The sequence below is a fragment of the Xylophilus sp. ASV27 genome, assembly GCF_016428875.1.
Taxonomy (GTDB): Bacteria; Pseudomonadota; Gammaproteobacteria; order Burkholderiales; family Burkholderiaceae_C; genus Xylophilus.
Map to the genome: position 1 here is coordinate 16,758 of NZ_JAELTO010000060.1, position 10,926 is coordinate 27,683.

Annotated in this window: 10 protein-coding genes and 1 pseudogene; 7 read left to right on the forward strand and 4 right to left on the reverse strand. The window is 68.8% G+C overall.

The genetic code is table 11. The annotated features are described in order from the left end of the window. The first annotated feature begins 11 nt into the window (after nt 1–11). Both JHD63_RS13580 and JHD63_RS13585 read left to right on the forward strand, forming a co-directional pair. Nucleotides 12–389 (forward strand): TIGR02444 family protein, encoded by a 378-nt coding sequence (locus tag JHD63_RS13580; RefSeq protein WP_198971305.1) that lies wholly within the window; start codon nt 12–14, stop codon nt 387–389. 228 nt (nt 390–617) lie between these two features. Next, nucleotides 618–1,526 (forward strand): LysR family transcriptional regulator, encoded by a 909-nt coding sequence (locus JHD63_RS13585; protein ID WP_198971306.1) that lies wholly within the window; start codon nt 618–620, stop codon nt 1,524–1,526. A gap of 82 nt (nt 1,527–1,608) precedes the next feature. On the opposite strand, the gene JHD63_RS13590 is transcribed toward JHD63_RS13585, so the two are convergent. After that, nucleotides 1,609–2,448, reverse strand: coding sequence for an IclR family transcriptional regulator (locus JHD63_RS13590; protein WP_198971308.1), 840 nt, complete (start codon nt 2,446–2,448; stop codon nt 1,609–1,611). A gap of 84 nt (nt 2,449–2,532) precedes the next feature. On the opposite strand from JHD63_RS13590, the gene JHD63_RS13595 reads away from it, so the two are divergent. From JHD63_RS13595 to mnmA, 5 genes are all read left to right on the forward strand, one after another. Next, the gene (locus JHD63_RS13595; protein WP_198971310.1) at nt 2,533–3,525 is read left to right on the forward strand and encodes a Bug family tripartite tricarboxylate transporter substrate binding protein; all 993 of its coding nucleotides are present in this window, start codon (nt 2,533–2,535) and stop codon (nt 3,523–3,525) included. Between the two features lie 16 nt (nt 3,526–3,541). Then, a complete protein-coding gene (locus JHD63_RS13600) occupies nt 3,542–5,068 on the forward strand; it encodes a class I adenylate-forming enzyme family protein (protein ID WP_198971312.1) in 1,527 nt (508 codons plus the stop codon). A 14-nt stretch (nt 5,069–5,082) separates the two neighbouring features. After that, a complete protein-coding gene (locus JHD63_RS13605; protein WP_198971314.1) occupies nt 5,083–5,865 on the forward strand; it encodes a citryl-CoA lyase in 783 nt (260 codons plus the stop codon). Next, nucleotides 5,862–6,683, forward strand: coding sequence for an SDR family NAD(P)-dependent oxidoreductase (locus JHD63_RS13610; protein WP_198971315.1), 822 nt, complete (start codon nt 5,862–5,864; stop codon nt 6,681–6,683). Before JHD63_RS13605 ends, JHD63_RS13610 begins: the two co-directional genes overlap by 4 nt. A gap of 523 nt (nt 6,684–7,206) precedes the next feature. Further along, nucleotides 7,207–8,379, forward strand: a complete 1,173-nt coding sequence (mnmA, locus tag JHD63_RS13615) for a tRNA 2-thiouridine(34) synthase MnmA (RefSeq protein WP_198971316.1) — start codon at nt 7,207–7,209, stop codon at nt 8,377–8,379. A gap of 44 nt (nt 8,380–8,423) precedes the next feature. Here mnmA and JHD63_RS13620 read toward each other — a convergent pair whose 3' ends face one another. The 3 genes and pseudogenes from JHD63_RS13620 to JHD63_RS13630 all read right to left on the reverse strand — a co-directional run. Next, nucleotides 8,424–9,416, reverse strand: coding sequence for an isopenicillin N synthase family dioxygenase (locus JHD63_RS13620; protein ID WP_198971317.1), 993 nt, complete (start codon nt 9,414–9,416; stop codon nt 8,424–8,426). A 1-nt stretch (nt 9,417) separates the two neighbouring features. After that, the gene (locus tag JHD63_RS13625; RefSeq protein ID WP_198971318.1) at nt 9,418–10,422 is read right to left on the reverse strand and encodes an ABC transporter substrate-binding protein; all 1,005 of its coding nucleotides are present in this window, start codon (nt 10,420–10,422) and stop codon (nt 9,418–9,420) included. Between the two features lie 214 nt (nt 10,423–10,636). Next, nucleotides 10,637–10,926: pseudogene (locus tag JHD63_RS13630) on the reverse strand (hypothetical protein); the annotation flags it as partial.

A 10,926-nucleotide genomic window follows, 5' to 3' on the forward strand; every position in this document is an offset into this window, starting at 1 on the left:
AGTGGCGAGCCATGGACCCCAGCAGCTTTTCCAGCGACGCCGCCTGGCGCCACATCTGCGGCCTGTACGCCGACCCGGCGCTGGCGGCCGAACTGCTGCGCCGGCAGGACCAGCAGGGACTGGACGTGGTGCTGCACCTGTTTGCGCTGTGGGCCGCGCAGCAGGGCCGGCCGCTCGATGCCGCCGCCCTGGCGCAGGCCGACGCCCACGTGGCCCGCTGGCGCCAGGAGGTGATCGCGCCGCTGCGCCGTCTGCGCCGCGCCATGAAGGCCATGGACGAGGCACAGGCCGGTGCCGGGGCCGCCACCCGGCGCCAGTTGCAGGCCGCCGAACTCGCGGCCGAGCGTGCCGAACTCGAACTGCTGTGCGCGTGGCTGCGGGAGCGCTGAGGCGCTGCCGTGCAGTGCCTGCATCGAGGCCCTCAGGCCGCGTGTGCCTGCATGGGCCAAGCCCCGGAAACCTCGGGAGAACGCGAGGTTTTCATCCAGCATGGTGAGCTCCTGAACATGGAAACTCTGGCCCGGCGAAAGGTGTATCGCCACGGGTATGGGCTGATGCTGGCAGAAACTTCTTATGTGAAGAACCGTTGATCTTCTATATATTCATCAGGATCCACTATGAATATCACGCTGCGCCAGCTACGGGTTTTCGTCGCCGTGGCCGAGGCCGGCAGCTTCACCCGCGCCGGCGAAACGCTGGACCTGCCGCAATCGACCATCAGCACCCAGTTGCGCGAATTGGAGGAGGCGCTGGGCCTGCGCCTGTTCGACCGACACACGCGCATGCTGCGCCTGACCGAGGCCGGCGCGGAGATCCTGCCGCTGGCGCGCAAGACCATGGCCGACCTGGAGAGCGTGATCGGCAGCTCGGCGCAGCTCAGGACCCTGGGATGCGGCCGTGTCTCGATCGCGGCATCGTCCATGCAGGCCGCGCTGGTGCTGCCGCGCCTGATGGGCAGCTTCATCGAGCGCTACCCGGGCGTGAAGCTCGACGTGTTCGACGTCTCGCAGGAAGAGGTGCTGAGCATGGTGCATGCCGGCGCGGTCGACTTCGGGCTGGGCACGGCCTTCGCCAGCCACCCCGAACTGAGCATGCGGCCCCTGTGGCGCGAGACCTTCTTCGCCTATCTGCGGCCCGAAGACCCGCTGGCAGCGCGCCGCGCACTGACGTGGAAGGACCTGGGCCGGGCCGCCCTGATCGGGCCGCGTCCCGGCAATCCGGTGCGCGCCGTGCTGGACCAGGCGCTGGCCCGCGAAGGCATCTCGCTCGGCTGGCACTATGAGGTCTCGCTGCCGCTGACCATCATCGGCATGGTCGAAGGCGGCATGGGCATCGGCATCCTCACCGACTCCATGCGCCGGCTGGCCGGCGCGCTGGGCCTGAAGATGCGCCCGATCACCGGCCCCGTGGTCCAGCGCGAAGTGGTCATGGTGCTGCACACCGGACGCTCGCTGTCGCCCGCGGCGCAGAACTTCAGCGACCTGCTTCGTCCCGGCATGATTCCCTGTTACTCCGGGGAAGAATAGGGGTAGGAGCCGGCTGTCCGGCCGATCGCTGGCGCCGTGGGGTGGAGCAGAAGCCTGCGCCGCAAGCGCATCGCCGGTGCAGCTACTGAGCCATTGGCGGCAGGGCTGCCAGCGCGGAGCGCATAGCGCGCGCGATCAGCTGCTGGCGCTCGCGCGGCATGCGCTCGATGGTCGACGCCACACTGATGCCCGCCACGGCCGCGCCGTCCGCACCACGCACCGCCATGCCGGCGGCGAGCACGCCCTGGGTCGCATGGTTGCCGATCACCGACCAGCCGCGTTCGCGCGTGGCGCGCACCAGAAGCTGCATGCGCTCGGGCGTCATGCCACCGTACTGCGCCAGCACTGGCGCGTTGGCGGCGGTGACGGCCTTGGCCTCATCGTCCGGCAGCGCCGCCAGCAGCGCCAGCCCGGCGGCGCCGACGCCCAGCGGCTGCCGCGTGCCAACCTGGATCACCAGCATCTGCACCGGGTGCGTGCCGACATGGCGCGCGATGCAGTGGGACAAGGACCCTTCGCGCACCACCGCGAACGCGGCATCGCCGCATGCGGCGCTGACGCGCGCCAGCACGGGCTGCAGGCGCACCGCCATGTTGGAGCTGCCAGCGGGCGGCACCGGGCTGGCCAGGCGCAGGCCCGCCACATAGCGGAAGCGCCCGCGCTGCGCCACATAGCCGCATTCCAGCAGCGTGGCCAGCAGCCGGTAGACCGTGGCGCGCTCCAGCGCCGCGATGCGGCACAGATCGACCACGCGCAAGCCGTCCGCGCCGCTGGCGGCCACCGCATCCAGCAGTTGCAGACCACGCCGCAGGGTGCGGCTGCCGGCGTCGTCACCCGGCTCAGCAACGATCCTGCGCGCGGGCGCGGCTTTCCTAAAAACGTCCGGCTGCCGGACGTTCCTATTCGCGGTACGGGAGGGCATGGAGAAGAATTTCCTGGTCAACACAGCCATCCTGCAGTGTGCCGCAGCGAGGCGGGCAGGGGCATCAACCCTAGGAGACATACCATGACATCGCATACCGCCTCTCGTCGGCGCCTGTGGGCTTGCGCCTTCGCCCTGGCGCTTTTCCTGCCCTTCGCGCAGGCCCAGGCCCAAGCCGCGAACTGGCCCGCCAGGCCGATCAAGCTGGTGGTCGGCTATGCGCCCGGCGGCGCCACCGACGTGGTGGCGCGGCTGGTCGCCGTCAAGCTGGGCGAGCAACTGGGCCAGCCGGTGGTCGTGGACAACCGCAGCGGCGCCAACAGCAACGTGGGCGCCGAGGCGGTGGCGCATGCGCCGGCCGATGGCTACACGCTCTACGTCTTCACCATTGCCAACACCATCAATGCCTCGCTTTACGACAAGCTGGGCTACGACCCGCAGAAGGACTTCGAGCCGATCGGGCTGATCGCCAAGATCCCCAACATCCTGGTGGTGAACCCCAAGCTGCCGATCAAGACCGTGGCCGACTACGTGCGCTTTGCCAAGGAGTCGCCCAACGGTGTCACCTTTGCCTCCTCGGGCAGCGGCTCGTCCATCCACCTGTCGGGCGAGATGTTCAAGATGTACGCCAAGCTCAACATGCTGCACGTGCCCTATCGCGGCAGCGCTCCAGCCGTGACCGATCTGCTGGGCGGGCAGGTGCAGTCGATGTTCGACAACACGCCTTCGTCCCTGCCGCATGTGAAGGCGGGCCGGCTGCGTGCGATTGCGATCACCAGCGCCCAACGCTCGCCGCTGCTGCCTGATGCGCCGACGGTGGCCGAGTCCGGCTACCCGGGCTTTGACGTGCAGTCATGGTTCAGCCTGGCGGCACCCACGGGCACGCCGCGGCCGGTGACTGCACGCGTCAACGCGGCGTTGAACCAGGTGCTGGCCGCCCCCGAGATGCGCCAGCGCCTGCTGGACCTGGCCGCCACGCCCGAGCCCGGCACGCCCGAGCAGTTGCGCAGCTTTATCGCGGCCGAGACCAGGCGCTGGCATGAGGTCGTCAAGCAATCCGGCGCCAAGGCCGAATAAGGAGTACCCAGGCACCATGTTTCCCATCGATTTCTTCTGGCGCGCCGCCGAGCGCTGGCCCGGCAATATCGCCATCGACACGCCCACCGGCGGCATCCGCTACGACACGCTGGCCGCGCAGGTGGCGGCACTGGCCGCAGCCCTCAACGCGCTTGACCCAAGCCCGCAAAGCCGCGTGGGCATCTGCGCCAAGAACAGCGCCGAGCACATCGCCGTGCTGCTGGCGGTGCTGGCCTGCGGCAAGGTGTGGGTGCCGCTGAACCCGCAAAGCACGCGGCCTGAGATCCGCCGCATCATCGATGCGACCGAGCCCTCCATCCTGGTGCTGGACACGGCCTGCGCCGAGCTGCTGCTGGATGCGCCCGGCGCGCGCATCTACAGCGGCGCCGCGCCCCAGGGCGAGCCCCCCGTTGCCGCGCTGACGGCCCAGCACGCTGGCGCGACGCGCCCGGCGTTCGACCTGCCGCTGGACGCCACGCAGGCCATCAAGTTCACCGGCGGCACCACCGGCGCGCCCAAGGGCGTGATGCAGCCCTACCGCGCCTGGATGGCCAACATCGTCAACCAGATCCAGGCCTGGGGCTTCGATGAGCACGAGCGCTACGTCGTGGCCGCGCCGATCACGCATGGCACCTCGACCTACCTGCTGCCCATCCTGGCGCAGGGCGGCTGCCACGTGGTGCTGGAAGCTACCGGCGCCGAGGCGGTGCGCAACGCATTCAGGGAGCGCGGCGGCACTGTGTGCTTCATGCCGCCGACGCTGGTTTACATGCTGATGGCGCTGCCCGGCGCATCGCGCGCGGATTTCCCGCAATTGCGCCGGCTGATCTACGGCGGCGCGCCCATGCCGCCGGAAAAAATCCGCGAGGTGCGCGATTTCTTCGGCCCGGTGCTAGGCACCACCTATGGCCAGACCGAGGCGCCGCAGATCCTCACCGTGATGCGCCCCGAGGATTTCGAAGACCCGCGCAACTGGGCTGCCGTCGGCCGCAGCACCTGGTTCAGCGACGTGGCCATCATGGCGCCCGATGGTAGGTTGCTGCCCACGGGCGAGGTCGGAGAAGTCGTGGCGCGCGGCGACCTGCTGATGACCGGCTACTGGCGCCTGCCCGAGAAGACGGCGGAAACCCTGGTGAACGGCTGGCTGCACACCGGCGACCGCGGCCTGATCGACGCACGCGGCTACCTCTACCTGAAGGACCGGCTGAAGGACATGGTCATCACCGGAGGCTTCAACGTCTATCCGGTGGACGTGGAGAACGCGCTCGGCCATCACCCGGCCGTGCACGAATGCGCGGTGTTCGGCGTGCCCGACGACAAGTGGGGCGAGGCCGTGCACGCTGGCGTGCAACTGCGCCCCGGCATGCAGGCCAGCGCGGCCGAGCTGATCGCCTTCGTGCGCGAGCGCCTGGGCCCGGTGCAGACGCCGAAGCAGATCCATTTCCATCACAGCCTGCCGCGCTCGCCCGTGGGCAAGGTGCTCAAGACCGCCGTGCGCGAGCACGCCATTGCCTCCATTGCCTCCATCGCTGCCACCGCCTGATGAAAGAACACGCCATGACCACCGCCAACAACACGCCCACCACCCGCCTGTGCACCCACACGCTGACCAGCCTGCACTACCGCGACGCCAACCTGGTCGAAGACCTGATGGGCAAGAAGAGCTTCACCGAAGTGATGCTGATGCAGATCCTGGGCCGCAACCCGCGCGGCGTGGACCTGCGCATCACCGACGTGGTGCTGATCGTGCTGATGGAGCACGGCCTGACGCCCAGCGCCATTGCCACGCGCCTGATCTACATGAGCGCGCCCGAGAACCTGCAGGGCGCGGTATCGGCCGGGCTGCTGGCCGTGGGCAGCTCTTTCGTCGGCACCATGGAGAACTGCTCGCGCCTGCTCGACCGCATTGGCGCGGCGGCCGATCCGGAGGCCGAGGCGCAAGAGATCGCACGCGAACACAAGGCGCTGAAGATCCCGGTGCCAGGCTTTGGCCACCACCTGCACAAGCCGGTAGACCCACGCGCCTACAAGCTGCTGGACCTGGCGCGTGCCGAGCCCGATCTGGCGGGCGACAAGATCCGCGCGCTGGAGTGCCTGTCGCGCGCGGTGGATGCCGCCGCCGGGCGCCCCATCACCCTCAACGCCACCGGCGCCGTGGCCGCCCTGCTGGGCGAGATCGGCGTGCCCACCAACGTGATGCGCGGCTTTGCCGTCATCTCGCGCGCCGCGGGGCTGGTGGCGCACATCGTCGAAGAGCAGCAAAGCCCGTCGGGACGCTTCATCTGGGACACGGTAGAACACGCCATCCCCTATGTAGGCGAAGGCGGCCAGACCACATGAGCGCAAGGCCGCCGGCACTGCCGCTGGACCTGTCGGGTCGCGTGGTCTTCGTCGCTGGCGCGGGCTCGGCCGGCCCGGGCTGGAGCATTGGCCGCGCCTCCAGCCTCACCTACGCCCGGCTGGGCGCGCAGGTCTGCGTGGTGGACCGCGATGCGGCCTCAGCCGAGGAAACCACGGCGCTGATCCACGCCGAGGGCGGCACGGCCCAGACCTTCATCGGCGATGTGGCGGAACCAGCCGATGTGGCGCGGCTCTTTGCCGAGGCCCGCGAGCGCTTTGGCGCCATCGACGTGCTGCACCACAACGTCGGCATCGGCAAGACCGGCGGCCCGCTGGAGACCAGCGCCGAAGACTTCGACCGCATCCACAACGTGAACGTGCGCAGCCTGCTGCTGGCGTCGCAGCAGGTGCTGCCCGGCATGGTGGAGCGTGGGCGCGGCGCCATCATCGCCATATCGTCCATTGCTGCCATGCGCTACCTGGGCTACCCCCACCTGGCCTATGGCGTCACCAAGGCGGCGGTCACCCACTTCACGCGCATGCTGGCGCAGCAATACGCGGCCCAGGGCGTGCGCGCCAACACCGTGGTGCCTGGGCTGATCGACACGCCGCGCATCGCCACCACGGTGGCCCGCATGTTCTCTGCCACCGACCTGGACGAGGCCCGCGCCGCGCGTGCACGCCAGGTTCCCATGGGCCGCATGGGCACGGCCTGGGATGTGGCGCACGCCTGCGCCTTCCTGGCCAGTGACGCGGCGGCCTATGTGACGGGGACCGAGTTGGTGGTGGATGGCGGGATTACGGGCAAGTTTGTTTGATGAATCTTGGTGAAAAGTGCCTGCAGCCCAGGTTTTTCCTTGGTTATTAGCTATTAATTTGATAGCTTCGCCTTGCTGGCGGCAGGTTCCGGGTCTCGGCCCGAAGGCCGAACAGCCAGCCCCCACCCCAGCCCTCTCCCAGCGGGGGAGGGAGTAATGCACAGGCCGAGCGCAGCGATGGCGCGTATGGCTGTCCGGGGTTCCCCTCTGTGGCGTCGAGGAGCGCAGGAGTCGGCAGGTTGCCCGCAGCGCAGCGGAGGGACGGCGAGGACAGTATGAGCGCAGCGAGTTCCGCAGCCGCCTGCCGATTCCGAGCACCGCAGAGCAGTCCGCGCAGCGGACCGCCACAGCGCGGTCGCCTTTTCTTTCGTGACTTTTTTTTCGGCGACGCGAAAGAAAGTCACTCGCCCGCCGGGGCGAACTCCCGGCCCCCGCCACCGGCAAAGGTAAACAAACCCGGATATCTAAAAGCACTATCCCCAAGCCCCAACCAAGGCCAGCCCCAAAAAATACAATCCCCGCAATGAATGCACATCCCAAGCAGCGCGTCGTCGTCGGCCTGAGCGGCGGCGTCGACTCTGCCGTCACCGCCCATTTGCTGAAGCAGCAGGGCCACGAAGTGGTCGGCATCTTCATGAAGAACTGGGAAGACGATGACGACAGCGAGTACTGCTCCTCCAACGTCGACTTCGTCGATGCCGCCGCCGTGGCCGACGTGCTGGGCATCGAGATCGAGCACGTCAACTTCGCGGCCGACTACAAGGACCGTGTGTTCGCCGAGTTCCTGCGCGAGTACCAGGCCGGCCGCACGCCCAACCCCGACGTGTTGTGCAACGCCGAGATCAAGTTCAAGGCCTTCCTCGACCACGCCATGCGCCTGGGCGCCGAGAAGATCGCCACCGGCCACTACGCGCGGGTGCGCTTCGACGCGGCCACGGGCCAGCACCAGTTGCTCAAGGGCCTGGACCCGTCGAAGGACCAGAGCTACTTCCTGCACCGGCTGAACCAGGCCCAGCTCGGCAGGACGCTGTTCCCGGTGGGCGAGCTGCGCAAGACCGAGGTGCGCCGCATCGCCGAGGAGATCTGCCTGCCCAACGCGAAGAAGAAGGACTCGACCGGCATCTGCTTCATCGGCGAGCGGCCGTTCCGCGAGTTCCTCAACCGCTACATCCGCAAGGAGCCGGGCGCGATCCAGGACGAGCGCGGCCGCACGCTGGGCCGGCACGAAGGCCTGTCCTTCTACACCCTGGGCCAGCGCCAGGGCCTGGGCATAGGCGGCATCAAGGAGAAGGGCGCGCAGCGCGGCGGCGGCGCGCATGCGCCGTGGTTCGTGGCCCGCAAGGACCTGGAGAAGAACGTGCTGCGCGTGGTCCAGGGCCATGAGCACCCCTGGCTGCTGTCGCACCGGCTCGTGGCCGAGGACGCCAGCTGGGTGGCCGGCAGCGCGCCCGCGGCCACCGCGCTGGCGGCCAAGACCCGCTACCGCCAGACGGACGCCGCCTGCCGCTTTGCAAGGGCAGGCGAGGGCTTCACGCTGTGCTTCCCGCAGCCCCAGTGGGCGGTCACGCCGGGCCAGTCGGCCGTGCTGTATGACGGCGAGGTGTGCCTGGGCGGCGGGGTGATCGCGTCGGCGCAGACGCTGGCCGACGCGCCCGTCCGGGCCGGGCAGGGCCGCGTGTCAGAGCCTTCCGCATAAATGGCGGGGCGGTTCCCGCGCATGGCTGCGGCTGCATGCGTCGCTCACGGAGCCTGCACGCGCGCCAGATCCATCGAGGCCTGGAGCTTGGCGCGGACATAGTCGCCTGCGATCACGGGCGCGAACCGGGCGGGCCGGTCCGGTCCGCAGCAGGTGGGCAGGCACTCCACCCGGGTGTGCTCTTGCGGGCCGGTGAACGCGACCATCGACAGGCGCTGCGTGGAGCCGGTCAGATCGCGCGCCGGATTGCTGACGCGGTGCAGGGTGGACCTCCATCGGCCATTGGTCCAGTGCTGCATCAGGTCGCCGACGTTGATCACGAAGCTGTCCGGGATGGCGGGCACGTCGTGCCATCGGCCCTGGAGATCGCAGACCTCCAGTCCGCCCGGCGCATGGTCCTGCCGGAGAATGGTGAGGCCGCCGTAGTCGTGATGCGCGCCATAGCGCAGTTGGCCCGGCGGCGGCGCCACAGGCTGGTCGGGGTAGTTGACGAATCGAAGCGTGAGCGAGGGCTCGCGATAGCAGGATGCGAACCAGTCCTCCGGCAGATCGAGGGCCAGCGCCGACAGGCGCATGAGCCGGTCGCAGAGGCCCTTCATGGCATCGAACCAGGCATGGATGCCGGCGTCGAATCCCGGCGGTTCGGCCGGCCAGAAATTGGGCTGGCCCCGGCCCTCGCGCTCGCGTTCCAGCGAGGCGAACACCAGCGCCTCGCACAGGTCCGGCGGCGTCTGTCCATCCAGGGTCGCGGCCACGCTCTCGATCCCCATCGGCAGGTAGCCGCGGCCCTTGACCTTCTCGGGCGGCATCAAGCGCGACTTGTATTCGAGCGGCAGGGCGAAGAACGCCTTGGCCTGCCCGTAGACCTGCCGGGCCAGGGCCGATGAAACGCCGTGGTTGACGATGGCCGCAAAGCCGGTTTCTTCGAATGCCCTGCCGAATCTCCTGGCGGTGGCGCTTCGGGCGGCGGCATCGCCGTGCAGGAACGGGGCGAGGTCGATGATCGGCACCACGGCCGAACCATGCGCGTCCTGCATTTCACCACCCCGTCTTCGCGTTGCTGAAGCGCAGCGAATACGCCGACCGGTAGTCCAGCGACGCGGGATAGATGCCGGCGGCCGACATGGTGTCGAAGAAGCGTTTCCAGCGCGCGTCCGACATGGCGCCGGCGCCGGCCTGCAGGGCGTCGCCGCTCTTGACCATGCCGAGCGCCTTCAGTTGCTTCATCTTGAAATGGAACAGCGCGACGTCGTGCTTCGGGTCTGCGGCCAGCACCGCGTTCAGCGCCGGGGTGTAATCGCCGTCGATGCACTGCTGCCATCCGGCCCTGGTGGCTTCGACGAAGGCCGCCACCGCCTTTTCGTGCGCCGCCAGGTAGCGGTCCATGCCGAAAATGGTCGATGCATAGTTGTCGTAGCCATAGTCGGCCAGCAGGATGGAAACCGGCGGCGTCGGCAACTCCTTGCCCAGCAGCAGGGCGTCCTCCGTGATGTAGCCCTGCTGCACCGCCTTCCTGTCGGCCAGGAAGGGGACGGACGAGTAGGCGTACGGGCGCAGCTGGCTGTCCTTGAAGCCGTACTTCTGCTTCAGGAAGGCCCAGAACTCGGCCTGCGAGAACTTCGCGACCATGATCGGCCGGTCCTTCAGGTCCGCCAGTGTCTTGACGCCCTGGTCCGCGTGCGCGACCAGGGTCTGGGGATCCTTTTGCAGGAAGGCGGCGATGGTTCGTCCGGGAATGTTGCGCGCCACCATGTTGAGCGTGGTGAAGCTCGAACCCATGCCGAGATCGAGTTCGCCCGCCGCCACCAGCAGCGCAATGTTCCGGTCCGGGCTGCCGCCTATCAGGGCGACGTCCAGGCCCGCCTTCCTGTACAGGCCGGCGGCTTGCGCCTGGAACCAGCCGCAATGCTCGGCCTGCGGATACCAGTTCAGGCCGAAGCGGATCTTCTCGGCCGCATGGGCCGGCATGCAGGCCAGGGCGGCCAGGCCCAAGGAGACACCCAAGCGCCGAAGCGCGGCGGAGCAGATCGAGAGGAGTTTCATTGCGCAGGTCCTGATGCAGCGTTGGGAAACCCCAGGCATCGCACCGCAATGCAATCCAGTCCGCCAAGAAGACGCGGGCAGGATGATCAGCGCGGCGCAGTCCGCCTGGCGTCATCCGGAGCAATGTCCCGCAAATGGTGCATTTGCTGACCGCTTCTACTCCGCAACCCGCTGTGTGCAGGATCCATGCCTGCCCACGAAGCAAAGTGCGGTTTCAGAACGGAATGTCGTCGTCCATGTCGTCGAAACCCGAAGACGCCCGGCTGCTCGGAGCGGGCGCCGGCGCAGCGCGCGGTGCGGGCGCCGGACGCGGGGCCGGGGCGGCGCGGCGCTGGGGCTGTCTCTTATACACATCTGACGCTGCCGACGAAGAGAACCTAGTGTAGATGTCGGGGGTGGGGGGGTGGTTGGGTGGGGGGGGGGGGGGGGGGGGGGGGGGGGGGGGGGGGGGGGGGGGGGGGGGGGGGGGGGGGGGGGGGGGGGGGGGGGGGGGGGGGGGGGGGG

Excerpts from the sequence above, each read along its gene's own strand:
- JHD63_RS13580 (WP_198971305.1), top strand. The coding sequence starts at position 12 with ATGGACCCCAGCAGCTTTTCCAGCGACGCCGCCTGGCGCCACATCTGC.
- JHD63_RS13585 (WP_198971306.1), top strand. The coding sequence starts at position 618 with ATGAATATCACGCTGCGCCAGCTACGGGTTTTCGTCGCCGTGGCCGAG.
- JHD63_RS13590 (WP_198971308.1), bottom strand. The coding sequence starts at position 2,448 with ATGCCCTCCCGTACCGCGAATAGGAACGTCCGGCAGCCGGACGTTTTT.
- JHD63_RS13595 (WP_198971310.1), top strand. The coding sequence starts at position 2,533 with ATGACATCGCATACCGCCTCTCGTCGGCGCCTGTGGGCTTGCGCCTTC.
- JHD63_RS13600 (WP_198971312.1), top strand. The coding sequence starts at position 3,542 with ATGTTTCCCATCGATTTCTTCTGGCGCGCCGCCGAGCGCTGGCCCGGC.
- JHD63_RS13605 (WP_198971314.1), top strand. The coding sequence starts at position 5,083 with ATGACCACCGCCAACAACACGCCCACCACCCGCCTGTGCACCCACACG.
- JHD63_RS13610 (WP_198971315.1), top strand. The coding sequence starts at position 5,862 with ATGAGCGCAAGGCCGCCGGCACTGCCGCTGGACCTGTCGGGTCGCGTG.
- mnmA (WP_198971316.1), top strand. The coding sequence starts at position 7,207 with ATGAATGCACATCCCAAGCAGCGCGTCGTCGTCGGCCTGAGCGGCGGC.
- JHD63_RS13620 (WP_198971317.1), bottom strand. The coding sequence starts at position 9,416 with ATGCAGGACGCGCATGGTTCGGCCGTGGTGCCGATCATCGACCTCGCC.
- JHD63_RS13625 (WP_198971318.1), bottom strand. The coding sequence starts at position 10,422 with ATGAAACTCCTCTCGATCTGCTCCGCCGCGCTTCGGCGCTTGGGTGTC.